20 protein-coding genes and 1 tRNA gene are annotated in these 25,448 nt (G+C 61.8%); 14 read left to right on the top strand and 7 right to left on the bottom strand.

Annotated elements, in window-relative coordinates; all coding sequences use genetic code 11:
* Nucleotides 1–35: 35 nt before the first annotated feature.
* On the top strand, nucleotides 36–599 hold the full coding sequence (locus KIH75_RS00830; RefSeq protein ID WP_219054933.1) for an ACT domain-containing protein: 564 nt from the start codon (nucleotides 36–38) through the stop codon (nucleotides 597–599).
* A 328-nt stretch (nucleotides 600–927) separates the two neighbouring features.
* Here the strand turns inward: KIH75_RS00830 and asd are convergent, their stop codons facing one another.
* The gene (asd, locus tag KIH75_RS00825) at nucleotides 928–2,022 is read right to left on the bottom strand and encodes an aspartate-semialdehyde dehydrogenase (protein ID WP_219054934.1); all 1,095 of its coding nucleotides are present in this window, start codon (nucleotides 2,020–2,022) and stop codon (nucleotides 928–930) included.
* A gap of 246 nt (nucleotides 2,023–2,268) precedes the next feature.
* Here asd and KIH75_RS00820 point away from each other — a divergent pair, with 246 nt between their 5' ends.
* Together KIH75_RS00820 and KIH75_RS00815 are read left to right on the top strand one after the other, a co-directional pair.
* Nucleotides 2,269–2,433: a hypothetical protein gene (locus KIH75_RS00820; protein WP_219054935.1), complete on the top strand. Its 165-nt coding sequence runs from the start codon at nucleotides 2,269–2,271 to the stop codon at nucleotides 2,431–2,433.
* Between the two features lie 48 nt (nucleotides 2,434–2,481).
* Nucleotides 2,482–3,102: a DUF5701 family protein gene (locus KIH75_RS00815; protein ID WP_219054936.1), complete on the top strand. Its 621-nt coding sequence runs from the start codon at nucleotides 2,482–2,484 to the stop codon at nucleotides 3,100–3,102.
* 23 nt (nucleotides 3,103–3,125) lie between these two features.
* Here the strand turns inward: KIH75_RS00815 and KIH75_RS00810 are convergent, their stop codons facing one another.
* Nucleotides 3,126–4,367, bottom strand: a complete 1,242-nt coding sequence (locus tag KIH75_RS00810) for an MFS transporter (RefSeq protein ID WP_236027934.1) — start codon at nucleotides 4,365–4,367, stop codon at nucleotides 3,126–3,128.
* Between the two features lie 881 nt (nucleotides 4,368–5,248).
* Between KIH75_RS00810 and KIH75_RS00805 the strand changes: the two genes are divergently transcribed.
* The 3 genes from KIH75_RS00805 to KIH75_RS00795 all read left to right on the top strand — a co-directional run bounded on the left by KIH75_RS00805 (nucleotide 5,249) and on the right by KIH75_RS00795 (nucleotide 8,594).
* Entirely contained in the window at nucleotides 5,249–5,995 is a 747-nt protein-coding gene (locus tag KIH75_RS00805) for a class I SAM-dependent methyltransferase (RefSeq protein ID WP_219054938.1), read from the top strand.
* 178 nt (nucleotides 5,996–6,173) lie between these two features.
* Nucleotides 6,174–7,451, top strand: coding sequence for a methionine adenosyltransferase (gene metK, locus KIH75_RS00800; RefSeq protein ID WP_219054939.1), 1,278 nt, complete (start codon nucleotides 6,174–6,176; stop codon nucleotides 7,449–7,451).
* A 261-nt stretch (nucleotides 7,452–7,712) separates the two neighbouring features.
* Nucleotides 7,713–8,594, top strand: a complete 882-nt coding sequence (locus KIH75_RS00795; protein ID WP_219054940.1) for a MetQ/NlpA family ABC transporter substrate-binding protein — start codon at nucleotides 7,713–7,715, stop codon at nucleotides 8,592–8,594.
* A gap of 85 nt (nucleotides 8,595–8,679) precedes the next feature.
* On the opposite strand, the gene KIH75_RS00790 is transcribed toward KIH75_RS00795, so the two are convergent.
* Complete coding sequence (locus KIH75_RS00790; protein ID WP_219054941.1) at nucleotides 8,680–10,152, bottom strand: metallophosphoesterase family protein; 1,473 nt, start codon at nucleotides 10,150–10,152, stop codon at nucleotides 8,680–8,682.
* Nucleotides 10,153–10,379: 227 nt separating this feature from the next.
* Here KIH75_RS00790 and leuA point away from each other — a divergent pair, with 227 nt between their 5' ends.
* The gene (gene leuA / locus KIH75_RS00785) at nucleotides 10,380–12,287 is read left to right on the top strand and encodes a 2-isopropylmalate synthase (RefSeq protein ID WP_219054942.1); all 1,908 of its coding nucleotides are present in this window, start codon (nucleotides 10,380–10,382) and stop codon (nucleotides 12,285–12,287) included.
* Nucleotides 12,288–12,529: 242 nt separating this feature from the next.
* Here leuA and KIH75_RS00780 read toward each other — a convergent pair whose 3' ends face one another.
* The 4 genes from KIH75_RS00780 to KIH75_RS00765 form a co-directional block, all read right to left on the bottom strand.
* Complete coding sequence (locus tag KIH75_RS00780) at nucleotides 12,530–14,908, bottom strand: transglycosylase domain-containing protein (protein ID WP_219054943.1); 2,379 nt, start codon at nucleotides 14,906–14,908, stop codon at nucleotides 12,530–12,532.
* A gap of 118 nt (nucleotides 14,909–15,026) precedes the next feature.
* The gene (glf, locus tag KIH75_RS00775; protein ID WP_219054944.1) at nucleotides 15,027–16,202 is read right to left on the bottom strand and encodes a UDP-galactopyranose mutase; all 1,176 of its coding nucleotides are present in this window, start codon (nucleotides 16,200–16,202) and stop codon (nucleotides 15,027–15,029) included.
* Nucleotides 16,203–16,303: 101 nt separating this feature from the next.
* Nucleotides 16,304–17,575 (bottom strand): DNA polymerase IV, encoded by a 1,272-nt coding sequence (dinB, locus tag KIH75_RS00770; RefSeq protein WP_219054945.1) that lies wholly within the window; start codon nucleotides 17,573–17,575, stop codon nucleotides 16,304–16,306.
* 122 nt (nucleotides 17,576–17,697) lie between these two features.
* A tRNA-Ser gene (locus KIH75_RS00765) sits at nucleotides 17,698–17,784 on the bottom strand.
* A gap of 195 nt (nucleotides 17,785–17,979) precedes the next feature.
* On the opposite strand from KIH75_RS00765, the gene KIH75_RS00760 reads away from it, so the two are divergent.
* The 7 genes from KIH75_RS00760 to rpsI all read left to right on the top strand — a co-directional run bounded on the left by KIH75_RS00760 (nucleotide 17,980) and on the right by rpsI (nucleotide 25,436).
* Nucleotides 17,980–19,389, top strand: coding sequence for a CapA family protein (locus KIH75_RS00760; protein ID WP_219054946.1), 1,410 nt, complete (start codon nucleotides 17,980–17,982; stop codon nucleotides 19,387–19,389).
* Between the two features lie 26 nt (nucleotides 19,390–19,415).
* Nucleotides 19,416–20,453 carry a D-2-hydroxyacid dehydrogenase family protein gene (locus KIH75_RS00755; RefSeq protein WP_219054947.1) on the top strand — a complete coding sequence of 346 codons (1,038 nt, stop codon included), beginning with the start codon at nucleotides 19,416–19,418 and terminating at the stop codon, nucleotides 20,451–20,453.
* Between the two features lie 120 nt (nucleotides 20,454–20,573).
* Complete coding sequence (locus tag KIH75_RS00750; RefSeq protein ID WP_219054948.1) at nucleotides 20,574–21,215, top strand: IMPACT family protein; 642 nt, start codon at nucleotides 20,574–20,576, stop codon at nucleotides 21,213–21,215.
* Nucleotides 21,216–21,247: 32 nt separating this feature from the next.
* Nucleotides 21,248–21,961: an AbrB family transcriptional regulator gene (locus KIH75_RS00745; protein ID WP_219054949.1), complete on the top strand. Its 714-nt coding sequence runs from the start codon at nucleotides 21,248–21,250 to the stop codon at nucleotides 21,959–21,961.
* Between the two features lie 38 nt (nucleotides 21,962–21,999).
* The gene (gene malQ, locus KIH75_RS00740; RefSeq protein ID WP_219054950.1) at nucleotides 22,000–24,171 is read left to right on the top strand and encodes a 4-alpha-glucanotransferase; all 2,172 of its coding nucleotides are present in this window, start codon (nucleotides 22,000–22,002) and stop codon (nucleotides 24,169–24,171) included.
* Between the two features lie 303 nt (nucleotides 24,172–24,474).
* Nucleotides 24,475–24,924, top strand: coding sequence for a 50S ribosomal protein L13 (rplM, locus tag KIH75_RS00735; RefSeq protein WP_033522659.1), 450 nt, complete (start codon nucleotides 24,475–24,477; stop codon nucleotides 24,922–24,924).
* A 20-nt stretch (nucleotides 24,925–24,944) separates the two neighbouring features.
* The gene (rpsI, locus tag KIH75_RS00730; protein WP_033522661.1) at nucleotides 24,945–25,436 is read left to right on the top strand and encodes a 30S ribosomal protein S9; all 492 of its coding nucleotides are present in this window, start codon (nucleotides 24,945–24,947) and stop codon (nucleotides 25,434–25,436) included.
* Nucleotides 25,437–25,448: the final 12 nt, after the last annotated feature.

Genomic DNA, 25,448 nt, shown 5'->3' with positions numbered 1-25,448 from the left:
AATCCCCATCCCAACAGAAGCGAAGGCAAGAGAACATGAGCGATAAGAACGAATCCATGGGTGACCTGTTCCCCGACCTCGGCCCGGAGGCGCCGGTCATCTCCGGTGTGGCCCACGACCGCAGCGAGGCTCTGGCCACGGTGCGTGGCGTGCCGAACGAGCCCGGCATGGCCGCCAAGGTGTTCACTGAGCTGGCCATGGCCGGCGTGAACGTCGACATGATCGTGCAGGCGGGCGCTTCCGTCGGCACCGCCGATATTTCCTTCACCGTGCCTGAAGCCGCGGTCAAGCAGGTCCGTGAGATTCTCATCGAAAGACACGACGTGCTCGGCTACAAGTCCTTCGACATCGACACCAACGTGGGCAAGGTCGCCGTGGTGGGCGTCGGCATGAAGACCCATTCCGGTCTGGCCGCCAAGTTCTTCAACGCGCTGAGTGACAAGGGCATCAATGTGCTGATCATCTCCACGTCCGAGATTCGTATCGCCGCCCTGGTGCCGCTGGATCAGCTCAACGACGCCGTCAAGGCGCTGCACACCGCGTACGGTCTCGATGCCGATCAGGTGGAAGCCGTGGTGTACGGCGGTACCGGTCGCTGATTCTGGGGCCGATTCGACGTTCCGCTTGAGGCGGGTTCCGCGCAGACGCGTGGGGCCCGCCTCAAGTCTTGTGTAAGCGCGTTTGTGCGTTCGCGCGTTGGCGTGCATCATGCGGCGCGGCACGCTGCACATCGCGCCGCGCATCACATCCCGCAGACTGTGCTGCGCGGTATCAGCCGTATAAACGCAAAAACGGAGGTCGGATCGGTTTCCCGACCCGGCCCCCGCAAATGCGACGTATTGATGCGAACGCGCCTGCTAGACGCGGCTAGACGTGGCTAAGCACGGCTAAACGCGGCGCGTTACAGCATCGCCGCGAATCACCGAATCACTTCTTGGTGATGTAGCCCAGCGCCTTCAGCATTTCCGCGCTTTCCAGAGCGCCTCCGGCGGCACCACGCAGGGTGTTGTGGGCAAGACCCACGAACTTCCAATCGAAGATGGAATCCTCGCGCAGACGGCCGATGGAAACGCCCATGCCGCCCTCGTAGTCCACATCCAACTTGACCTGCGGGCGATCGTCCTCGGTGAGGTACTGGATGAAATGCTTCGGCGCGTGCGGCAAGCCCAGCTCGGAGGCTTTGCTCGTGTAGTTGACCAGACGGTCGATGAGCTCGTCCTTGGTCGGGTTCTTGCCGAAGTTGATGAACACGGTGGCGGTGTGGCCGTTGAGCACGGGCACGCGGATGCACTGCGACGTGATCTTCAGCGGGCCGTCGAACGGCACGATCTCGCCCTTGTCGGGATCCACGTGGCCGAAGACCTTCAGCGGTTCCTTCTCGGACTTCGCTTCCTCGCCGGAGATGAACGGAATGATGTTGCCCAGCATTTCCGGCCAGTCGTTGAACGTCTTGCCCGCGCCGGAAATGGCCTGATAGGTGCTCACCACGACTTCGCGCGGTTCGAATTCCTGCCATGCGGCCAGAGCCGGGGTGTACGCCTGGATGGAGCAGTTCGGCTTGACGGCGATGAAGCCGTGCGTGGTGCCGAGACGCTTGCGCTGGTGTTCGATGACCTCGTAATGCTGCGGGTTGATCTCCGGCACGACCATCGGCACGTCCGGGGTCCAGCGGTGCGCGCTGTTGTTGGACACGACCGGGGTTTCGGTCTTCGCGTATTCCTCTTCGATGGCGCGAATCTCGTCCTTCGGCATGTTCACCGCGGAGAACACGAAATCGACGTCCTTGACCACGTCTTCCACGTCGGCCACGTTCTTGACGACCATGTTCTTCACGAATTCCGGCATCGGCGTTTCCATCTTCCAGCGACCGCCGATGGCCTCTTCGTAGGTCTTGCCGGCGCTGTGCGCGGACGCGGCAAGGGTGACCAATTCGAACCACGGATGATTTTCGAGCAGCGTGACGAAGCGCTGACCAACCATGCCTGTAGCTCCGAGAATGCCGACCTTAATCTTTTCGGACATAACAACCTCTCGCTTAATGCTGGAACGGTTTCGTATGATTGCACGCTTGAGGTCGACCAGCCGGCCCAAAACGACTCCGTGGGCGGCCACACGCGTTGTTTTATCTTACGTAATCCGTGGAACAACCCGGTTCCGCTATCCGTATGCTGGTCTGCGCCGAGTGCCGTCGGAATCGGGGCGTCCGGGCAAACGTACCGATGAAAACGGTGAATGATGTTTCGCGAGCGTATGATATGGAGCATGAATATGAGTTGGGGCGAACAACGCATCAATGCAAGGAATCTCGGCATGGAGAGAGCATCCTCGCTCAAACTTGAGGATGAATCGTTCGATGCGTTGCTTCACGAACTAGACGAGCCCGTTCCCGCTGAGATGAAGGAGCTTATGCGGAGAGAACCGCAATGGGCGTAGCCGACGCGGCTTCGCGCTTTGGGTGAAGCGCTCGCGTACACTGGAACCATGTCAATCGCATCAGCAGAAGCGCGCAAACAGCTTGATCGCATCGTCGCCTTGGGGTATCCGGACGTGGCCGATATGGCGGCCGACGACTTCCGGGCATTGGCCAATCCGCTTATCAATGCGCTGGAGCATTGCGATTTGGGCAAGGATATTCTGCTGGTGCCCACGCGCGAACTGGTGTCTCCCGAATCCCTGATCGCCCGTACTTCCATCAACCGCATGGCGGGATTCACTACCATGCCGCCGCGCGATATCGCCAGCTTCCTTCCCCAGGACGGGTTCGAACCGCCGGAAGGTCCGTTCTATCTCGTTGTCGAACCGCATACCGGCACCTGCTATATCAATCGTGAACCCGATGTGGCCCGTAAACTCATCGACGCCGATGATCGCCTTCCGCTCACACTTGAGGAGGGGCTTGCCATCGCCACGCAGCATCCCGATTGGCTGGAGGTCAAGAACGGGTTCAATCTGCTCGGATCGCGTTCCACGGATGGGCGCGTGCCGAGCATCTGGATGAGTCAGAATGCGCCGCGTTTGGGCGCGGTGTGGCCGAATTCCCGTCACACCTGGCTGGGTAACGCGTATTGCGTCGCCCGTCGTGGCGTCAGTCTGTTCCACTGATGCTGCCTGTCAACCTTTTCGCATTAGTCCCGCGTCGGATCACGTTGAGCCAGCAGGAACACCAGCGCCAACGCCAGCAGAATCGCAATCGACAGCACACCCATCGACGCATTGCCGGTGATCGACGTGGTGGTCGCCACCAGGAACGTGCCCAGTACGGAAGCCGTCTTCCCGAACACATCGTAAAAACCGTAGTATTCGTTGGCGTGATGCTTGGGGATGAGCTTGCCGTAGTACGAGCGTGACAGGGCCTGGATGCCGCCTTGGAACATGCCTACGAGAATCGCGAGAATCCAGAATTCCGTGGCGGTACGCAGGAAGAACGCCGCGAAGAACACGATGCACAGGTAGGCGATCACCGCGGCGACGATCATGGTTTTGCCGCCGAAACGGTCGGCGAGCCTGCCGTAGATGATCGCGCACGGGAACGCGACGAACTGCGTGACCAACAGTGCGGCGACCAGCTGCGTCGAATCGATGCCCAGTTGCGTGCCATACGACGTGCTCATCGAAATCACCGTGTTCACCGCATCGATATAGAAGAAGAACGCGAGCATGAACATCCACAGCGGCTTGTTCGTACGAATGGCGCGGAATGTGGAACGCAGCTCGCCGAACGTGCCGCGGATCGCCTCGCCCGCCTGATCGCGCGTGGCACGGTAATGCGTTTGACGGTAGCTGGTAAGCAGCGGGATGGTGAACGCGACCCACCATACCGCCGTGATCACGAACGAGATGCGCGTGCACAGCACCGTAGGCAGGCCGAGCAGCGCCGGACCGCCGAAAATCAGCGCGATGCATGCGATGAACGGAACCGTCGAACCGATGTACCCCCATGCGTAGCCGTGCGAGGACACGCGATCCATGCGCTCATCGGTGGTGACGTCGACCAGCATCGAATCGTAGAAGGTGAGCGAACCGTTCAAACCGATGGTCGCCAGTATGCAGACGATGAGGAACGCGAGCCATCCGAGCGGCAACGCCATTGCGCAGCACATCACCACGCCGGTCAGCAGAAAACCGGTGAAGAACCTGATCTTCATGCCTTGCACGTCGGCGATGGACCCCAGCAGCGGCATGAGCACGGCAATGACCAGTGAGGCGATCGTCTGCGCATACCCCCAGGTCGACACGATATTGGATTGCCCCGCGGCTTTCAGCAGTGAATTCGCGTAGATCGGCACCACCGCGGTCGAAAGCAGCACGAACGCCGAATTGCCCACATCGTAGACGATCCATTTCTTCTCCCGCGCGGTGAACTTCATGCTCGGTGCCGTTGTGCGCGAAGGTGACGGATTGCCGGCGCTCCCGCCGCTCGGAGTGCTGCCGGTGCTGCCGGCGTCTCCGGTATTGCTGGCCGTGCCGGCCGTGGTGCTGTGAGTGGATGCGCTGTTCGCCATGCGTGTCCTTCCGCGCGGTTCGTCGGTGTCGGGCACCATTGTCCCCCATCAAACTGGGAGCGTGTGCGCATGCTGGTGAACGGTGGGTGAACGCTCGCCTGATTGGCGGTATCGCGCGGGCCGTGGAGGTGCGCGTAAGGAAGTGCGACCAGGCGTGCGGCGCGACGGCGGAGCCGCAACCGGGCGGTTCCCGGCCACAATGCCTTTCTATGGTTTTTCTATGACCCGGTATCAACAACACCTTTATCCACACGCTTGCGCTCGCTGCGGTTGGGTGCTTACGATATCACCATCGTTGCGAAAGATGCACGAGAAGGGGATTAACGATTTTCTTCGTGCTCACACCAGTTCGATTACCGGTTTCGCACACGATAAGACCGGAATGTTGGATGTCCGGTCGTTCCATACCGATTCGGCGGAAGCCGAAGGCAATCGATAAGAAAGGAGCCTACCGACATGTCTCGTATGATGATGACGTATTCCACCGAAGGAATCAACCGAATGTGTTGCATGATGGGTTCCATGATGGCCATGATGGCCGAGGGTCCCGCGGCTCGCTGAGTCGGCGCGCCTGACCCATTCCCATTTTCCGTTCTCACATCACCCGGGTCGCACCCGTTTCCGGGCATACGTGCACTATGCCCAATTCCCATATTCTTTCGCGGATCGCCGCGGTACTGGGCGAAGCCATACCCAAAATCGGCTTGGTCCGCCGCGGCCCCGCCTTCCATATGCAAAGGATCATCATGACCACTGACGGCAGCAATGACGGTTTTGAATACCAGCGTTTCGAACGTCACTACACCGAACGTCCCAATGTCACCGAATCGAGGCTGCGCCTGATCTGGGCGGCGTTGACCACCAGACTTCCCGGCCGCACCCTGTCCATCGGGGCGGGAACCGGGGATGTCGAGGAGGCCCTGCGCGAACGGTACGGGTTCAGCGTGGACGAGATCATCGAACCGTCCGACGCGTTGCTTCCCGCTCTGCAATCCAAGGGATTCAACGTCTGGCATGGCATTGCCGAGGATTACCCGTACGAACCGCAGTCATTCGACACGATCTATTACAACGGTTCCAGCCATGGGTTCATCGACGATGAGGATCTGGAAACCACGTTGCGTAAGAACTATGATGCGCTGCGACCGGGAGGCCGTCTGATTCTGTCCGACGTGCCGAAGGAAAGTCCGTTGGGCATCATCCTGTTCACCATCCAGAACCATCCCGATATCGACCGCTCGCCGTACGCCGACCTGCTGTCGGGAACCGCGTTCTTCGATATCGCGCAAGGCGGCGTACCCACGTACAAGCCGAACTGGCATGTGACCACGTTCTACATCGATCTGCTGCGGCGTATCGGTTTCACCGACCTTGAATTCAAGCAGACGGTGCTCGCGAACGCGACCTATCAGGATGACCACGTCGAAGACCCCATCGCTGGGTACGGCAAAGGCAATTATGTGGCGATTATCGCCACCAAGCCCGCGAAGTAACCGTTCCTTCCGCGTAGCCGTTCCTTCGCCGCCTTGCCGCCGTGCGCACATGCCGTTCGTATGGAAAACGGTTCGCATAAGCGGTGCCGGGCGGCGGTGGAGGCCGGCTGCGCATACCCATTACCATTCAACACATTCATTTTATTCGTCTAATTTCATTTTTTTTGAGGAGTATCCCATGACCCGTTATCTCGTTTCTGAATCCGTGACCGAAGGCCATCCCGACAAGGTCGCCGATAAGATCTCCGACGCCATCGTCGACGCCTACCTTGCCCGCGACCCCGATTCGCGTGTGGCCGTCGAAACCGTGGTCAAGGAAGGGCTGATCGCGCTGGAAGGTGAAATCTCCGCGCCGTTCACGCTCAACCACAGCGAAATCGCACGTCAGGCCATTGCCGAAATCGGCTACACCGACGCCGACAGCGGCCTGGACCCCAAGGGCGCCGGCATCATCAACAACGTGTGGCCGCGCGACTTCTCCTCCGATTTGGGCGACTACGGCCAGGAAACCGCGTACACGCCCGAGGAGCGTGATCACCTGTATGACACCTTCGTCGGTGATCAGGGACTGGTCGTCGGTTATGCGACCGACGAGACGCCGGAATACCTCCCGCTGCCGTACGTCGCCGCCACCAAGCTGGCGCGTCGTCTCGCGCAGGTTCGTAAGGACGGCACGATCGAGCAGCTGCGCCCCGACGGGAAAACCGAAGTGGTCGTCGCCTACAACGAGGACCTCTCCACGCCGCTGCGTTTCGAAGCCGTGCTGATCTCCACGCAGCACAGGCCGGACATCCCGCTGGACGAGGTGCGTCGCAGGGTGTATGACGAGGTGCTCGTCCCCGTGCTCGACGAGTTTGGTCTTGACTATTCGCACGCCACAATCGTGATCAACAGGACGCCGTTCATCCAGGGCGGCCCCCACTCCGACGCCGGTCTCACCGGCCGCAAGGTCGTGGTGGACACGTACGGCGGCATCGGCTCGCACGGCGGCGGTGCCTTCTCCGGCAAGGACCCGCACAAGGCCGACCGTTCCGAAGCGTACGCCGCCCGTTGGGCCGCCAAGAACATCGTGGCGGCCGGGCTTGCGCACAAGGCGCAGGTGACGCTCGGATTCATCGTCGGCAAGGGCGCTCCCGTGTCCATCGATGTGGAAACCTACGGTACGCAGACCGTGCCGCGCCAGATCATCCAGCAGGCGGTCGAGCAGGTGTTCGACTTCCGACTGCTGTCCATCATCGATCAGCTGGATCTCGAACGTCCCATCTACTACAAGACCGCCGCATACGGTCATTTCGGACGCGACGATTCCGACTTCACCTGGGAGCGTCTCGACAAGGTCGAGGCTCTGCAGGCCGCGGTCAAGCAGATCGGCGAGCGCGCCGATGCCGGTGCCGAAACCGATGAGGTTGCGGAGGCGAACGCCATTGTGCGCGAGGCGGAGATTCTCGTGCACTGACCTGCTGGTCCGCGTTGATTCGCGCTGATCCGAACCGCGTTGTGTTGCGTTGCATTGCGTTGCACGGAAACATGCGGGATCACGTGAAGTCGTGTGAAGGGGCACACGGAACGCGGTGACATTCAGTCGGCAGCCGTCCGAGAAGCCAGTGGCTTCCGTCGCTGTTGATCGGCCGGCTGCCGGCATAACGCCCATCCGCAGATGAAGGGGTGCGGATGGGCGTTTTCTATCAATCCATTCGTAGAGAGAAAGCAAAACATCATGGCAACATCAATACGAGGTTCCCGCCGAGCGGCGAGACGGAATCTCATCATCGCGCTGGTCGCTGTACTGGTCGTTGTGGCCGCGGTCATCGGCACCAACATCGTGCGCACCGCGTCGGCCGCGAAGAACACGAGTCGCGTCGTGACCGTCGGCATCACCGGCGAATCGCAGAAACCCATATGGGATGCGGTGCAGGAGGAACTCGACTCGCAGCAGGCGGGGATCACCATCGTGACGAAGGCCTTCAGGGACGGCGCGATACTCAACCAAGTGGTCTCCGACGGCGAGGTGGACCTCAACGCGTTCCAGCATTACGCGTACTTCAACGACGAGAAGGCCAAGAACGACTATAAGCTCACGCCGATCGCCGAAACGTATATCTGCGAGCTCAACCTGTACTCCGACAAGTACAAGAGCCTGAAGGATTTCAAGCCCGGCGACCAGATCGCGATCCCGGAGGACGCCACGAATTTCGGTCGTGCGCTCAAGGTGCTGGATTCCGCCGGACTCATCAAGCTCAAGGACCGCACGAAGGCGAACCCGGGCCTGGAGGACATTGCGGAGAATCCGAGCGGCGTCAAGATCAAGCCCAATGATGCGGCGACCATCCTCAATCTGCTGCCGGATTACGCGGCCGGCATCACCAACGACAACTATGTGATCGATGCCGGCAGGGAACTCGATTCCGCGCTGTACCGGCCGAAGATCTCCCTGACGGATGAGGCGTTCAAGCCGTATATCAACATTCTCGTCGCGAATACGGCGAAGAAGGATGACCCGGCGTACGCCAAGGTCATCAAGGCGTACCATTCCAAGCGCGTGGCGAAGGCGATCGAGACGAACTTCAAGGGGGCGATCGTTCCGGCGTTCACCTACTGATCCGGGTGGATGCGAAAGCGCGGAAGATGCTGAAACGGGGTGCGCCCGCCGGTTATGCCGACGGGCGCACTTCTTGTTTCCGCTCTTATCGACGTTTTTCGCCGCGCCTCCGGCCGCCGCCGAAAAGCGTGCGGATGATGGTGAGCGCGCTGAACCCCAGCAGGCCGGTCAGCAGGGCGAACACCTGCGGGCGGCGCAGCTCGTTGCGGATGCCGGTCAGGTCCGTCGCGCAATGGTCGCCGAAGAACACGCTCACCTCATTGCTGGAGTATCGTCCGATCAGCTCGCCCCAAGTCAGTACGCGCGTGACGTATCCGCGTGGATTGCGCTCGTTGAATTCGAAGAACCGTATGCCGCGCAGCCGTGATTTCGGGCCGTAGCAGCCGAATCCGCAGGTCGGCGAATAGCCGAGGTCGAGATCATGCGCATGCGCGACGAAGGAATTCTTGTGATCATGCCCGCAGTACAGTGCGAAATAGCCGCCGGCATCGTTCATCGCATGCACTTCGCCGGCGTTCGTGTCCGGGCAGCCGATGCCTTCGCCCAGCCGTGACCCGGGCCGGCAGATCTCCGTGCGCAGCGTGTAGCATCGCCCGGCATACCCGCGCGTGCCCTCCACCGCGTTCGGCGTCCACATGGGCACTTCCTTCAGGCAATCGTAGAATTCCTGCGGGGGGATGTGCTGGAACACGATCGCCGGCACGGGTTCGCCGTCGCCGTTGCGTGCGCCGAGTTCGCGCTGCACGGTTCCCAGCCAGTCGATGGCCTGCTGCGTCGGCGTGCCATACCCGTCCGAATCGGCCAGATCCCAAGCGTGCGGGTTGGCCGTGTAGTCGATGTAGGACGCCATGGAACCATTGGAGGTGCCGGAGGTGCCGGAGGTGCCGGAGGTGCCGGAAGTGCCGGAACCGCCGATTTCGCTTTCGTCGGCTTCACCGATGCCGCCATCCTCCGCATAATCGCCGGAATTCAGCAGCATCACGCTCATGGCGATGCGCCCGGACCCGTCCGAGGATTCGATCGGCAGTGCGAAAGTGCCTGGTTCCGGCGCGAGCTGCGACGAACCGGGGGAGGGGTTCAGGCATCCGGGGAATTCACGGTAGATGTCGTCCTGTTCGTCGGCGAGAATGCCGCATTGGAAATCGTGGTTGCCGTATGTCGCGGCGAAGGGGATGCCCGCATCCGTCACCGGTTTCAGGAAGGAACCGAAGGTGCCGCGCACCTTGCCACGGGTCTCCTCCAGTAGCCTGTCGATTGCGGAACCAGCGTCGGTTCCGCGGCGCAGGCGCTGTTTGATGCCTTGCAATCGCGCTTCAAGCTTCGTCACCGCACGCAGCCTGGCACCGGGGCGTTCGCCGCGGCGACGCAGGAACGTGTCGATGTAGGCGGGGTCGTAACCGCGGATCTGGTCGCCGGTGAGTACGATCAGATCGGGATCGGCCTCACGGATCGCGGCCTCGATCAGCCGGATCGTATCGGGACTGACCTTCGGGCCGTCTTGGATGTCGGCCAATTGCAGCACGCGGAAGCTGCCGTCGTCGCGGAAACGCAGATTCATATCACCAACTGTAGTGGTTGACGGGCCGCGATATGCGGCGATTCGGTGCGGGAATCGGCGGCGGTTCCCGCACCATTCCTTACCTTGGTGAAGATATTCCGCCATATCACGAAACACGGGTAAGCATTGGGGTGAGGAGCCGCTAGGATTGGCCGCAGCGCATAAGTAACATGCGCGTAACAAACTGATGGCCGGGTAATCCGGCAAAACCAAGATAAGGAGGAGTGATGGGTCAGGATCAATCGTCTGTGTTTGATCTCGCGGCTGTGGCTGCGGCGTCCAACGGAGGTAACAACGACCCGCTGCTGCCTCCGGCGCGTTTCATTGGAGCTCCGCAAAAGCCCAGCAAGATGCCGTACACCAAGTACGTCGCATACGATAAGCAGGTGCCGTTTGATTACCCGGAGCGTACGTGGCCGGGCAAGCGACTGCAGCGTGCACCGCGTTGGTGCTCCGTCGATCTTCGTGACGGCAACCAGGCCCTCGTCAACCCGATGGATTCCGAGCGCAAGCTGCGCTTCTGGAACCTGCTCGTGTCGATGGGCTTCAAGGAGATCGAGGTCGGCTTCCCGTCGGCTTCCGAAACCGATTTCGACTTCATCCGTATGCTGATCGAGCGCGAGCTCATCCCGGACGACGTCACCATCGTCGTGCTCACCCAGTGCCGTGAGCATCTGATTCGCCGCACCTACGAGGCGCTGAAGGGCGCCAAGCGTGCGATCGTGCACTTCTACAATTCCGTTTCCGTGCTGCAGCGCGAGGTCGTTTTCCGCAAGAACAAGGAAGAGATCAAGAAGCTGGCCATCGACGCCGCCGAACTGTGCAAGAGCCTGGAAAGCGAAGCCGAAGGCATCGACCTGTACTACGAGTACTCCCCGGAGTCCTTCACCGGCACCGAGCCAGAGTACGCCGTCGAGGTCTGCAACGCCGTGACCAGCGTGATCAAGCCGACCCCCGAGCATCCGATGATCATCAACCTGCCGGCCACGGTCGAAATGACCACCCCGAATGTGTTCGCGGACGAGGTCGAATACGTTTCCAACAACCTCAACGACCGTGACTCCATCGTGCTGTCCCTGCACCCGCACAACGATGAGGGCATGGGCGTGGCCGCCACCGAGCTGGCCGTGCTCGCCGGCGCCGACCGTGTGGAAGGCTGCCTGCTGGGCAACGGCGAACGCACCGGTAACGTCGATCTGGTCACCCTCGGCCTGAACTTCCTGACCCAGGGCATCGATCCGCAGATCGACTACTCCAACGTTCCGGAGATCCGCAAGACCGTCGAGTACTGCAACCAGATCAAGATCTCCGAGCGTCACCCGTATGCGGGCAACTTCGTGTTCACCGCGTTCTCCGGTTCCCATCAGGACGCCATCAAGAAGGGTCTGGAGGCCCGTCAGGTGGCCGCCGACCGCGCCGGCGCCGATCTCGACAAGTTCGTGTGGCTGGTGCCGTACCTGCCGATCGATCCGAAGGACATCGGCCGTACCTACGAGGCGATCATCCGCGTGAACTCCCAGTCCGGCAAGGGTGGTATGGCCTACCTGCTCAAGACGAACCACAACCTTGATCTGCCGAAGCGTCTGCAGGTCGAATTCGACAAGGTCGTGCAGAACTTCGCCGATGAGACCAAGAAGGAAGTCAAGGACGAGGACATCTGGCGTCTTTTCAAGGACGAGTACCTGCCGGTCGAGGAATCCGGCGCCACCGCGGCCGGTGTCGTGGTCGGCGACAGCAAGGACGAGACCCTGAAGCAGTGGGGCCGTCTCAAGCTCCTCAAGGTCGCCGTCTCCTCCGGCGAGGATGGCTCCGACACCGTGCTCAAGGCCAAGGTGCTTGACCGTGGCATCGAGCCCGGCGACGAACCGCGCGAACGTGAGGTTTCCGGCATCGGCAACGGTCCGATCGCCGCGTTCCTCAACGCGCTGTCGAACTTCGGCATCGAAGCGTCCGTGATGGATTACGCGGAACACACCATGTCCGTCGGCACCGATGCCATGGCCGCATCCTACGTGGAATGCCAGGTCGGTGAGGACGCCGAATCCCAGATCATCTGGGGTGTCGGCATCGATTCCTCCATCACCACCAGCGCGCTGAAGGCCATCATCTCCGCCATCAACCGTTCCGAGCGCTGATTCCGGCCCGGCCGGTCGATCCGGCCGCTGTGAACGCATAAAAGGTCCCGCATCCGTTTCCCACGGATACGGGACCTTTTGCGTAGTCTGCGGCCCGGTACTACCGTAAGCGCCGCCAGAACAGCGGCAAACGGATACGGAAAAGCCCGAACGCAAGGTGCGCGTTCGGGCTTTTCCCTGCTTGTTCGGCGTGCCGTTATTCAGCGTATCGGCCACCTGCCGAACAAGCGATGAGGCTGGAACTATTCGGTTCCGGTACCTCCACCGGAATTGGCGGTGCCGCCTCCGGAGTCACCGGTGCCACCGGTGTCGCCGGTACCACCGCTGCTGGTGCCGCCTCCGCCTGCCGTATTCCCGGAGTCTCCCGTACCGCCGCTGTTCGTGGTGCCGGGAGTGCTCTGGGTGCCAGCATTCGCATCGGTGCCACCGGTCGTGCCGTTCGTGGTGCTATCGGTCGTACCGCCGTTGCCGGTCGTACCGTTGTTCTGCGTACCGTAGTTGTAGTAGTTGTACGAGTACGTCCTTGAATAGCCGGTTCCCCACGTGCCGTCGGGGCCTCCGACCTTACCGTTGTCCTTGGCGGTGGGGAACGCCTCGTTCGGGGTGCCGTCCAACGCCTGTTTCATGTACTGGGTGAACAGGTGCACCGGGTAGTCGGAACCGCCGCTCCAGCTGCCGAATGACGGGATCACCTGCGGATTGCCGTTCGCATCCGGGTACCACATCGAGAACACCGACACCACGGAAGGCGTGTAGCCGCAGAAGCTCGCCGCATACGAGTTGTTCGACGTACCGGACTTGCCGGCGATGGTATGGCCGGTGTTCTGCGCTTCGGTCGACGTACCGTATTGCACGACGCCCGTCAGCGCCTTGGTCACCAGGTTCACGTCGTTGGCTTGGAACACGCGCTCGGTGGTGGAGGGTGCGATATACAGGTCCTTGTCGGCGGAACTCTTCACGCTGGCCACGATGTGCAGCGTCGGCTTCTCGCCCTGATTGGCGAGCGTGGCGTATGCGCCGGTCATATCCTTCACGGTGAGCGCGTTGTTGCCGAGCACGGTGAACGGCTCGGAACCGTCGAGCGACGTGCTCTCCACGCCTGCGGTTCGGGCGGTTTCGGCGATTTTCTGTGTGCCGAGCTTGGTCTGCAGATCCATGAACACGGTGTTCGACGACATTGCCGTCGCGCGATACAGGTTGATGTAACCGTAGTTCGCGTTGCCGAAGTTGCTCACGGTGTTGGTGATGCCGGGGAAGGTTCGGTAGGAGTTGCCGTTGAACACGGTGTTGAGGCTGACGCCCTCCTGCACTGCGGCGAGCAGGGCGAACGGCTTCATCGTGGAGCCGACCTCATACTGCGCCTGCGTGGCGTTGTTGTACTGCTTGGTCAGATAATCGTCACCCGCGTATACGGCGAGTATCGACCCGTCCTTCGGATTGGCGCTCATCGCGCCGAACTGCATGCCGTCCGGCACCACGCCGGCCATGCCGTTGTTGGACGGGCTGACGACCTGCTGCATGAGATCCTGCTTGCCCTTGTCGATGGTGGTGACGATCTTGTAGCCGCCGGTGTCCAGATCCTCCGTGGTGAAGGCCTTGGCATCCACCAGCTCGTCGCGCACCATTTGCAGCAAGTAGCCGTTCGGGCCCTTGTAGACGTCCTGCAGCTGCGTGTTCTGCACGGTTTCGGGAAGTTGGGCCTCCTTCGCCTCCTTGCTGGTGATATAGCCGTCCTCATGCATGATGTTGATGACGCGCTTGAATCGCGATTCGGCCTTCTTCTGGTTCACCGCCGGGTCCCAGTTGGAGGGGGAGGGGATGATGCCGGCCAGCATGGCGGCCTCGTTGAGGGTCAGATCCTGGGCGTTCTTGTTGAAGTAGGCCTTGGCCGCCGCCTGGATGCCGTATGCGCCGCGGCCCAGGTAGATGGTGTTCATGTAGTTGCACAACACCTCATCCTTGTCCTGCGTCTGCGCGATCTTCAACGCGAGGATGGCCTCACGGATCTTGCCCTTGTAGCTGGTGGTTTCGCCCAGATAATAGCGTTCGGCGTACTGTTGGGTGATGGTGGAACCGCCTTGGCGCGTGCCCTTGGTCAGATTGTTGATGAGCGCGCGGGCGATGCCCTTGATATCGATGCCGTTGTCCTGGTAGAAGGTGCGGTTCTCGGAGGCGACGATGGCGTTTCCTATGTATTTCGGCAGGGCGTTGCACTGGATGATGGTGCGGTTCTGCTGGGAGAAGGTACCCAGTTCCGTGACGCCGTCGTTGTAATACACGGTGGTGTTCTCCGCCATGGCGACCTTTTCGGGCTGCGGGATCTCCGTGGTGATGTACAGGTAGGCGAACAGGCCGATGCCGGCCAGAAGACCGGCTCCGATCAGGCCGAGCACCCACTTGAGAATAAGATGCTTGCGGCGGCCCTTCAGCTTCGGGCCCCGGCCGTTGGTGCGATGGTTGCCGCCGCGATAATGGCGTGCGGCGGGCGAATTGGTTGTCGCGTTCTTCCGTGGCCTGGTGCCGTTGTTCGAACGACGGGCTCCGTTCGCCCTCGTGGAACCGGCGCTTCGTCCCGACGAGCGGGTGTTGCGACCACTGCTTGCGCTACGAGATTGTGACATATGTTCTACCGTAACCACAAGGCATGAGAAAACTCCCGTTTTTTCGTCCGGAGAGGGCGAAAAAACGGGAGTTTCCGTCGAATCCTCACAAATTCCCGCGCCTGCGGGATGCGCTATATCACTTCTTGAGCAGCGGTGCGACCTGCTCCTCGTACGCGGTCAGCGCGGTGTCGATCACGTTGTGCATGTCGTAGTACTTGTACGTGCCCAGACGCCCGCCGAACACGGTGTTCGGCTCGGCCTTGGCCAGCTCCTCGTATTTCGCGTACAGCGCCTTGTCGGCCTCGGTGTTGATCGGGTAGTACGGCTCGTCGCCGCGCTCGGCGAAACGGCTGTACTCCTCCCACACCACGGTCCTGTCCGGGTTCTGGGAGTCCCTGCGCTCCGGGTTGAAGTTCTTGAACTCGATGGCGCGGGTGTAGGGCACGTCCGCGTCGGAGAAGTTCATCACCGGGCAGCCGAAGTGGTCGCCCTCGTCGTAGCGCACCTCCCTGAAGTCCACGGTGCGCCACTTGAGCTCGCCGAGCGAGTAGCCGAAGTAGCGGTCCACGGGGCCGGTGTACACGACCGGCACGCCCGCCTCGGCCAGCGCCTTTTTGTTGAACGGCTGGGACTCGTCGAAGAAGTCGGTCTTCAGGGTCACGTGGATGCGCGGGTCGTCGATCATGCGCTCCATCCAGGCGGTGTAGCCGTCCGCGGGCAGGCCCTCCCACGTGTCCCTGAAGTAGCGGTTGTCGTAGTTGAAACGCACCGGCAGGCGGTTGATGATGCCCGCGGGCAGGTCCTTCGGGTCGGTCTGCCACTGCTTGCCCGTGTAGTTCTTGATGAACGCCTCGTACAGCGGGCGGCCGATCAGCGAGATGCCCTTGTCGTTGAGGTTCTGCGGGTCGGTGCCGGCCAGCTCGCCGGCCTGGCTCTCGACGAGCGCCCTGGCCTCGTCGGGCGTGTAGCGCGCGTGGAAGAACTGGTTGATGGTGCCGAGGTTGATCGGCAGGGGGTAGACCTCGCCGTCGTGCGTGGCGTACACGCGGTGCACGTAGGGGGTGAAGGACGTGAAGCGGTTGACGTAGTCCCACACGCGCTTGTTGGAGGTGTGGAACAGGTGGGCGCCGTACTTGTGGATCTCGGCGCCGGTCTCCTCGTCCATGTAGCTGTACGCGTTGCCGCCGATGTGGTCGCGCACGTCGATGATCTCGACCCTCACGCCCAGGTGCTCCACGGCCTGCTGGGCCACGGTCAGGCCGAACAGGCCCGCCCCCACGATCACCAGATCCGGATATTCCACTTGCGCCATAGCAAAACCTTCCATCGTCGATGTGCGCTTTTCCTGCGTTACAGTGTACCGTCTGCCCGGATGTTCGTCCCATCGCCGCTCCCGCTGGCGGCGTCACGCCGTCAGATGCCGAAGCTTGCCGCCTTGTCGCCGTATTTGCTGCGCACCGCATCCAACGCGGCTTCCGCGGTACGCAGCCTGTGCGATGCGGTGCTTTCGTCGGCGCGGCCGGTTTCCTCCAGCACATCGTCCAGTGAGGGCTGCACGGCGGTGGAAGCCGCCTTGCTCAAACCGCTGACGCTCACACCCACCAGCCGGACTTGGCGGGGGAGTTCGGCCGCGTCGGTGCTGTGCGGCATGCCGAGCATGGCGTGCAACAGTTCGACGCACACAGGGTAGAGGGCGCTCGCCGCGTCCACAGGGCGGTCGAGGGTGCGGGACCGGGTGCGATAGCTCAGATCGGCGAACCGCAGTTTCACGGTCACCGTGCGTGCCAGAAAACCGCGGGCGCGTAGCGAACGTGCGACGTCATCGCAGGACAGGCGCAACTGCCGGCAGGCGATCGTGCCATCCGTGGTGTCTTTCAGCAGCGTCTCCTCGGATCCGATGGATTTCTCCACATGCGTGGGCGTGACGGCGCGATCGTCCAAGCCGTGCGACGCCATCCACAGGTGGTGGGCGCCGGCGGGCGATCCGGTGGCTTGAGTGAGTTGCGCCTCGTCAAGCTGGGCCAGGTCGGCCACCGACATGACGCCCCACGCCGTCAGATGCCGTTCGAGACTCGGTCCGATGCCGGGAATGCTGCGCAACGGCATCATCTGCACGAATTCCGCCGACCGTGCCTTCGGGATGAGCAGCATGCCGTTGGGTTTGGCGTTTGTGGATGCGATTTTCGCCACCAGCTTGTTGGCCGCGATGCCCACCGAACAGGTCACGTGGAACCTGCTTTCCACCTCACGCCTGATCCACGCGCCGATCGTGCTGGGCTTTCCCCAGCGCAGCAATGCGCCGGAAACGTCCATATACCCCTCATCCACCGAAACCTGTTCCACCTGATCGGTGACGGCATGGAACACGTCATGCATGATCGCCCGCGACACCCCGCGGTAATACGTCATATCCACCGGCAGGAACACGGCGGAAGGGCATAATTGCCTCGCCCGCGCCGAAGGCATGGCCGAATTGATGCCATACCGTCGCGCTTCGTAACTCGCCGCCGACACCACCGATCGCGGGCCGATGCCGATCACGACCGGCTTGCCCCGCAACTCCGGGTGCCGCGCCACCTCCAACGATGCGTAGAAAGCGTCCATGTCGATATGCAGCACGGTGCAGCCGGTCTCATCATGGCCCCAGTCGCGTTTGGCCGCCGCCAGTCTCGGTGCAGTGCTCATACGACCATGGTACGAGCTTCACGCGGGATTGTCGAACAGATGTTCGAGGTGAGGTCGGCGTGCGAATCGACGGCGATCCGAATACGAAAAAGGCTTCCGAATCGCTTCGGAAGCCCAACCCGCGGAGTGAGGGGGATTCGAACCCCCGAGCCGCTTACGCAGCTAACACCTTAGCAGGGTGCCCCTTTCGGCCACTCAGGCATCACTCCATTGCGTCATTACGACGCAACATCACAGTACTTTACACCACCCCAAGATGTCAACCCGCCGATATGCGGCAAAAAGAAGAAAAGTTTTTCCGAAGACCGCCATACGGTCGTTACGCCGGGCGGGAGGGCGAGTTGTCCATTGAACTCGGATACCCTATTTCAATAGGAGAAGCAGAGAACGAGAGAAGAGAAGCGATGAACCAGAACAGCGGGGAATACTATCACGGCCAACACGCGGCGAAGCGTTCGCCGGTGCCGGTGATCGTCGCGGGCATCGTGGCGTTGGGGCTGATCGTGGCGCTCGCCGTCGGCGTGTGGAGCATGCTGAAATCCGGCAACGGGCAATCCACGCGCACCGCGAGTTCCGCGAGCGCGTCCAAATCGACCAAGTCGACCGACTCCGGCAAGAGAACCGTCGAAACCGTCAAGGAGCATCACGGCAATTCGCCCGACTGCCCGGATACGGATTGCATTTCCATGCTGGTCAACGGCGATCTGCTGTTCCATGAGGGGCTGTGGGAGCATTTCGCCGGGGCGAACACTTCCGCCACCGATGGCACGGCCTTCAACTTCGATCCGCTGTTCGAACCGATGAAGAAGTACATCCAGGCGTCCGACATCGCCGTATGCGAGTTTGAGACGCCCATCGCCCAGCGCGGCGGCCCGTACAGCGCATACCCGATCTTCAACATTCCACCCGAAGTCGCGGATGCCGCCAAGAACGTCGGCTATCAGGCGTGCACGCATGCCACCAACCATTCGTGGGATCAGGGCGCGGACGGTATCGCACGTCTGTGGGACACGCTGGAGGCGGACGGCATCGCCCAGACTGGTTCATACAAGACCGAAGAGGATTCGCTCAAACCGTTGGTCATCGATTCGCCGACCGGCGGCGGCAAGCTTGGCCTGATCACCGGAACCGTGTCGCTTAACGGCATGACCGCCGATCAGGATTGGCAGGTCGACCGTCTGCGCGAAAGCGGCGATCCGAATCATGAAAGCGATATCCAGAAGGCCGTCACCAAGGCGAAGAAGGCACGCGAACAGGGTGCCGACGTGGTGGCCATCGCCATGCATTCCGTGCAGGAGTATCTCGATTACGCTGATACATGGCAGGTTTCCGAGGCGCATGAGCTGGCGGATACCGGCGCGTTCGACGTGATCTACGGTGCCGGGTGCCATTGCGCGCAGCCGATCGAGAAGTACAACAACACATGGATCATCTACGGTTTGGGCAATGCGGTGACGGTCACGTCGTACATTCCCGGCAACGAGACGAACAACCAGGGCGTGACGGCCCGCGTCCAGTTCGCGGGCAAGAAGGGCGTGGCTGGATCGTGGCGCGTGAGCCGCATCGACTGGCTGCCGACCGCGAACATGAGGCAGGGGGAGTACCGGTGGTGCCCGATCTCCTCCGACCATCCGGACGGGACGTGTTGGAGCGAAAGCGAGGACGAGACCCAGCGGCAACGCATCTCGAACGTGATTTACAGCTTGGGCGCCGACACCAATGTGGTGCATGAATGGAATCTCACCGCGGAGTTGCAGGCCAAGCAGCAGGCCAAACAGCAGAGCGATCAGCAGTCGGCTCAGACGAGCGAATGACGCCCGATGCTCCTAATCTGTCGAGTATGACGCAAGTGTATGAGACGCAGGCCGAACGTACCGACCTGCCATTGGTGGTAATGCCGTCCCTGCTCGACTCCATGGTCGAGCCCATCCGTTCCCAGTTCCCGCGACTGCAGGATGTCGCGCGCGTACGTATGTACGAGGAGTTCACCTCCGACGAGGACACGATCGCGGAGCGCCTGCACGACGCGGACGTGCTGCTGGTCGGCGGCTACCATATCAGCGACGACCTGCTGCGCCGCATCACCGGTCACGGCCCGAAGGGCGAGGCGGAAGGCCATGTCAAGTGCATCGTGTTCTGCGGCACCGGTGTGGCGAGCTATGTGGACCTCGATCTGGCACGCGAATTCGGCGTGCGCGTGTGCAACGCCGAACATTACGGCGATCATGCCGTCGCCGAACACGCCTTCGCGCTCATGTTCGAACTGATCCGCCATATCGGCGAGCTCGACCGTGACGTCAAGGAAGGCAACTGGGCGTGGAAGGGCGGTGACGGCCTGCAATTGGCCGGTCGTCGTCTCGGCATCATCGGATTGGGCGGCATCGGTTCGACCGTCGCCTCGATCGGCAAGGCGTTCGGCATGGAAGTCAGTGCCTGGAATTCGCATGTGCCCGCCGAACTGTTCGACCGTTGCGGCGCCACCCCAGTGGAAAGCATGGACGAGCTCATCGAATCCAGCGACATCGTCTCCGTGCACCTGCCGCTGATCGACGGCGCGACGCGCGGCATCATCACCGCGGAAAACCTGGAGCATCTGCGCCCGGGCACGCTGTTCATCAACACGGCCCGCAGTGAGGTCATCGAACCCGGTGCACTGCTCGCGCGACTGCAGCGCGGCGACATCCCCGCCGGCCTCGACGTGTTCGACCATGAGCCGCTGAAATCCGACGACGCGATCTGCCGGATCCCCGGCATCGTGCTCACCCCGCATGTCGGCTGGCGCACCGACGGCGCGTTCAAGGAACTCACCCGTCAGATGGTCGAATGCGTGCGCGCCTTCCTCACCGGAGACGAATTCAACGTCGTCGTGCACGAGTGACGCGGCACACGGCCCGGTGGCGTGCGTGAACGGGCATGACGAACAATCCTGGCGAACGGACCCGGCGAACGAATCAGGCAGACATCAGACAAGCACGATAGACAGGAAAGAACAACCCGTATGCGTACCATTCTCGACCCGGCAGGCAAGCCGGCGCATGACGCCTTCGTGGAGAAGAAATCCGAATTCATAGGCGATGCGGCGCATATCGACAGTCTGGATGAGGCGCTCGCCTTCGTCGCCACGATCCGCGACCAGCATCCGAAGGCCCGTCATGTGGCGTACGCCGCCGTGGTGGGTGGTTCGGACGGCCGTGTGTCGGAACGCATGAGCGATGACGGCGAGCCGTCCGGCACGGCGGGCAAGCCGATCCTCGACGTGCTGCGTGCCAACGATCTTACGGATTGCGTGGTCGCCGTCACCAGGTATTTCGGCGGTATCCTGCTGGGGTCCGGCGGTCTGATCCGCGCCTATTCCACGGGCGCGTCCATCGCGGTCAAAGCCGCGAAAGGCGTGGACATCGTGCCCTGCCGGCGCTATCTCGTCACCTTGGACTACCCGCAGCTGGCCCGCTTCCAGCAGCTGCTCGCCTCCGTCGACGGCGTGCAGTCCGATGAGACCTACGCCGCCGACGTCACATTGACGGCCACGCTGCCGTTGAACAATACGGCGGTTTTCGAAGAGCGCGTGCGTGAAACCTTCAACGCCACCATCGCCCCCGAACCCATCGACACGGTGAACAGGGCCATCGCCTCCCGCTGAACGCCGCCACCTCTGGGCTACACTGGTGAACCATGACCGACGAAGAGAGCACCAAGAGCACCAAGAGCACCGAAAACGCCGAGAATGCCGAAGGCATCGAAAACACCGAGAACACCGAGAGTGCCGGGAATACCGGGAACGACAAGGGTTTCGAGCCGTTGACCGTCACCTACGAACGTCTGCGCCACAGCACCGATTCCGCCGAACTGTCCGAGTTCGCGCGCCGTCCGCTGCCCGACCGTGACGATCAGGCGGCGTTCTCCCGAGCCACGGCATTGCTTGAAGCCGTGGGCGGCAATCCGAACACGCCTCTGGAGGATCGCGTGTTCCTGGCCGAGACGATGCCGTTCCCGAATGTGCTGGTCAAGCTCGCCAAGGATCCGGAGGCCTCGGTGCGTAAGGCCGTGGCCGGCAATACGGACGACAAGAACTGGCTGGTGGGCCGGTTGACCAAGGATCCGGAGCAGGAAGTGCGCGATGCGGCGCTGCGTAACAAGCGGACATCATGGAAGATGAGGCTCGAAGGGGCGCAGAGTCCGGATAGCGATGCCCAGATTTTGGACTTCCTTGCGACATTGGGTACGGAACTTGAGCCCGACGCGCCGAAGGTGTTGTCGTCGATGGTGCGTCGCGCTGTGGCGCTGAATCCCAACGTTTCTTTGCAAACGTTAGCGAAATTGGAGGCCGATCCGTCGCTCGAAGTGCGCCATGCGGTGGAAAAACGCCGCAGGGAACGTGAAAAATAGCTCGATATGTCTCAGCTAAGCCGTTACACTAAGTGACTATGAGCGAGAGAACCGAAAGCGAAGAGCGCTTAGCGCGTCCGCTGATTCAATTGGCAAAGTTGGCTGGCATCTCTACCAGCTATGTCGGCATGAGCCATGACTACCACGAGATCGAAGATGATGTCCTGGTGGCGGTGTTGGGGGCTTTGGGCATCGATGCCTCAAATGACGCCGTTATCAAGCAGTCGATCAGGCAGATTCTGGACGAACGTCACGGCCGTCTGGTGCCGTACACCGTCCTGCATAACGTGGGCTCCGAAAGCCATGTGCTGGTCAACGTCGGCATGACCGACATCCCCAGCGCCACCATCACGTTGGAGAACGGCCAGGAGTACCAGGGCGCGATCCTTCCCGATGCGGGCGACGGTTCCGCCGCCTACCTGGTGAACGATCAGTTCGTCGTTACTGCATCCGTTGTCATTCCGGCCGACCTGCCGGAAGGCTACCATACGTTGCACGTCACCGTCGGCGACCGCACCGAGGACGCCACGCTGATCAGCGCCCCCGCCAAGGTGGAACTGCTCGACGAGATGAAGCAGGGTCACCTGTGGGGCTGGATGGCCCAGCTGTATTCGCTGCGTTCCGCCAAGTCTTGGGGCGTCGGCGATTTCGTGGACCTCGCCAACCTGCTCAAGGACGCCAAGCGCAAGACCGGCGCCGACTTCACGCTGATCAACCCGGTGCACGCGGCCGAACCGGTGTCCCCGCTGACCCCGTCCCCGTACCTGCCGATTTCCCGCAGTCTGGTGAACTTCACCTACATCCGTCCGGAAGCGGTCGAGGAATACAAGCTGCTCGGCGCGGAAAGCCTCTCCGAGATCCGCGAACTGTTCGCCTCCGTCGAACCGCTCAACAATCAGGCCGAAATCGTCGATCGCAACGCCATGTGGCATGCGAAGATGCAGGCGCTGTGGATCATCTTCAAGGCCGGCCGCACCTCCGAACGCCAGCGTGAATTCGCCGCCTTCTGCGAGAAGACCGGCGAGGATCTCGAAGCCTACGCCACCTGGTGCCTGTGCTATGACAAGTGGGGTGCCGCCGAAGGCACGCCCGACAATTGGACCCAGCGCTTCAACAAGCAGTCCCCGGAAGTGAACGCCCTGCGCGAGCAGTTCCCCGACACGCTGAACTTCTACCGTTGGCTGGAATGGATCGCCACCGAGCAGCTCGACCGTGCGCAGAAGAGCGCGCGCGAGGCCGGCATGCGCATCGGCGTGATGGCCGATATGGCCGTCGGCGTCCACCCGCTCGGCTCCGAAGCCTGGTGGTACCCGGAGCGTTTCGCCAAGGGCGCGACCGTCGGCGCACCGCCGGACATGTTCAACCAGCAGGGCCAGGATTGGAGCCAGCCGCCGCTGAACCCGATCGCCCTGGATCGTACCGGTTACAAGGCATACCGCGACATGGTGCACAACATGTTCACCCATGCCGGCGCCGTGCGCATCGACCACATCCTCGGCCTGTTCCGCCTGTGGTGGATCCCGTCCGGCCACAAGGCCAACGACGGCGCCTACGTGCATTACGATTCCGACATCATGCTGGGCGTTCTCGCGCTTGAAGCCTCCCGCGCCGACGGCGTGGTGGTCGGCGAGGATCTCGGCGTGGTCCCCGAATACGTGGCAAGCTCCCTGTCCTCCCACGGCCTGCTGGGCTGCGCGGTGGAATGGTTCGAGCAGTTCGACGGCAAGTTCCGTGCGCCGGCCGATTGGCGCGAATACGCGCTGGCCTCGGTCAACACGCACGACCTGCCGCCGGCAGCCGGTTACCTTGAGCTGGAGCATGTCAAGCTGCGCGAGCGCCTCGGCCTGTTGGAAGGCCCGGCGGAGGACTTCGAACGTTCCGCCATGGCCGAGCAGGACGCCATGATTTCGATGCTGCTCGGCAACGGCTACATCAACGAGGAAGAGGCCACTGACCGCGAGACCCATGAGGCCGACATCATCGCGGCCCAGTACCGTGCGCTCAACGATTCGCCGTGCAAGCTGCTCGCCGCTTCGATCACCGACGCAGTCGGGGAGAAGCGCACGCAGAACCAGCCGGGCACCAACAACGAGTATCCGAACTGGCGTATTCCGCTCGCCGACGGCAAGGGCGAAGTGGTGCTGCTGGACGACATGTTCGATCGCAGTGATGTGCAGCGTCTCGCGGCCATCATGCGCAACGAGCAGTAGTCCGCGCGAACGCCGGAAAAGGCGGTTCTCATAAGGAATCGCGCATGCATTCCGTAGCCTGTTTCAGGCCGGTTGCATGCGCGATTTTTTCGTATCGCAGTGTGTCGGCCGTATGTCAAGCCTCGCGATATACTTGTGAGCTGTTGTGTTTCCCTAAGGGGTCCTTCAAAGCGCATTCCCACTCGCAATCGAGGACTTTCAGGGAGCCCACGGATAATGAGGTGGAGGTTTCCGCAGTAACGCCCTAACCAAGCGTGCTGGGAACGCCGAAGCCCGGAACACAATACTAGAAAAGGTAGAACAGTGAAGACTTTCACTCCGAAGCCCGCCGATCTGAGCCATGAGTGGTACATCGTTGACGCCACCGACGTGGTGCTGGGCCGTCTCTCGACTCAGGTTGCAACCCTTCTGCGCGGCAAGAACAAGCCGACTTACGCTCCGCACGCTGATTCCGGCAATCACGTCATCGTGATCAACGCCGCCAAGGTGGCGCTGACCGGCAACAAGCTGGGCAAGGAACTGTACAAGCACTCCGGTCGTCCGGGTGGCCTGCGTCGTGACACCTACGCGCAGCTGCTCGCCAACAACCCGGAGCGCATCATCACCAGTGCCGTCAAGGGCATGCTGCCGAAGAACAAGCTCGCCAAGGTGCAGCTTGGTCGTCTGCACGTCTTCGCCGGCGAAGAGCACCCGCACACCCCGCAGAAGCCGCAGGTCTTTGAGATCGCTCAGGTTTCTCAGCAGGCTAAGTGAACCGAAGGGAGATAGAGAACATGGCTGAAAACACCAACAACTCCGCGGTTCAGGAAACCGAAGAGGAGCTCACCAGCTACACCACCGAAACCAACGCAGGTGCTGGCACCGGTACTTCCGCGATCGAGCCGGGCTACGGCACCGGTCGTCGTAAGGAAGCCGTCGCTCGCGTGCGCCTCGTGCCGGGTTCCGGCAAGTGGACCATCAACGGCCGCACCCTGGAGGAGTACTTCCCCTCCAAGCTGCTGCAGCGTGAGGTGAACTCCCCGATCGTCCTGCTCAAGCTCGAAGGCAAGTTCGACGCGATCGTCCTCGTTGACGGCGGCGGCACCACCGGCCAGGCCGGCGCCATCCGTCTCGGCGTGGCTCGCGCCCTGAACGCCATCGACCGCGATGCCAACCGCGCCACCCTGAAGAAGGCTGGCTTCCTGACCCGCGACGCTCGTGTCGTGGAGCGCAAGAAGGCCGGTCTGCACAAGGCACGTCGTGCACCGCAGTTCTCCAAGCGTTGATTTTCGCTTACT

The sequence above is a fragment of the Bifidobacterium pongonis genome (assembly GCF_019331805.1).
In the GTDB taxonomy this organism is placed as follows: Bacteria; Actinomycetota; Actinomycetes; order Actinomycetales; family Bifidobacteriaceae; genus Bifidobacterium; species Bifidobacterium pongonis.
Note: the sequence above shows the minus strand (reverse complement) of the source record. Positions and strands in the feature narration are given on the sequence as shown.

Excerpts from the sequence above, each read along its gene's own strand:
- glf (WP_219054944.1), bottom strand. The coding sequence starts at position 16,202 with ATGGCGCAAGTGGAATATCCGGATCTGGTGATCGTGGGGGCGGGCCTG.
- KIH75_RS00745 (WP_219054949.1), top strand. The coding sequence starts at position 21,248 with ATGACCGACGAAGAGAGCACCAAGAGCACCAAGAGCACCGAAAACGCC.
- asd (WP_219054934.1), bottom strand. The coding sequence starts at position 2,022 with ATGTCCGAAAAGATTAAGGTCGGCATTCTCGGAGCTACAGGCATGGTT.
- KIH75_RS00820 (WP_219054935.1), top strand. The coding sequence starts at position 2,269 with ATGAGTTGGGGCGAACAACGCATCAATGCAAGGAATCTCGGCATGGAG.
- KIH75_RS00815 (WP_219054936.1), top strand. The coding sequence starts at position 2,482 with ATGTCAATCGCATCAGCAGAAGCGCGCAAACAGCTTGATCGCATCGTC.
- KIH75_RS00810 (WP_236027934.1), bottom strand. The coding sequence starts at position 4,367 with ATGAAGTTCACCGCGCGGGAGAAGAAATGGATCGTCTACGATGTGGGC.
- leuA (WP_219054942.1), top strand. The coding sequence starts at position 10,380 with ATGGGTCAGGATCAATCGTCTGTGTTTGATCTCGCGGCTGTGGCTGCG.
- KIH75_RS00780 (WP_219054943.1), bottom strand. The coding sequence starts at position 14,908 with ATGTCACAATCTCGTAGCGCAAGCAGTGGTCGCAACACCCGCTCGTCG.
- metK (WP_219054939.1), top strand. The coding sequence starts at position 6,174 with ATGACCCGTTATCTCGTTTCTGAATCCGTGACCGAAGGCCATCCCGAC.
- KIH75_RS00750 (WP_219054948.1), top strand. The coding sequence starts at position 20,574 with ATGCGTACCATTCTCGACCCGGCAGGCAAGCCGGCGCATGACGCCTTC.
- KIH75_RS00795 (WP_219054940.1), top strand. The coding sequence starts at position 7,713 with ATGGCAACATCAATACGAGGTTCCCGCCGAGCGGCGAGACGGAATCTC.
- KIH75_RS00755 (WP_219054947.1), top strand. The coding sequence starts at position 19,416 with ATGACGCAAGTGTATGAGACGCAGGCCGAACGTACCGACCTGCCATTG.
- rpsI (WP_033522661.1), top strand. The coding sequence starts at position 24,945 with ATGGCTGAAAACACCAACAACTCCGCGGTTCAGGAAACCGAAGAGGAG.
- KIH75_RS00760 (WP_219054946.1), top strand. The coding sequence starts at position 17,980 with ATGAACCAGAACAGCGGGGAATACTATCACGGCCAACACGCGGCGAAG.
- dinB (WP_219054945.1), bottom strand. The coding sequence starts at position 17,575 with ATGAGCACTGCACCGAGACTGGCGGCGGCCAAACGCGACTGGGGCCAT.
- KIH75_RS00830 (WP_219054933.1), top strand. The coding sequence starts at position 36 with ATGAGCGATAAGAACGAATCCATGGGTGACCTGTTCCCCGACCTCGGC.
- malQ (WP_219054950.1), top strand. The coding sequence starts at position 22,000 with ATGAGCGAGAGAACCGAAAGCGAAGAGCGCTTAGCGCGTCCGCTGATT.
- KIH75_RS00805 (WP_219054938.1), top strand. The coding sequence starts at position 5,249 with ATGACCACTGACGGCAGCAATGACGGTTTTGAATACCAGCGTTTCGAA.
- KIH75_RS00790 (WP_219054941.1), bottom strand. The coding sequence starts at position 10,152 with ATGAATCTGCGTTTCCGCGACGACGGCAGCTTCCGCGTGCTGCAATTG.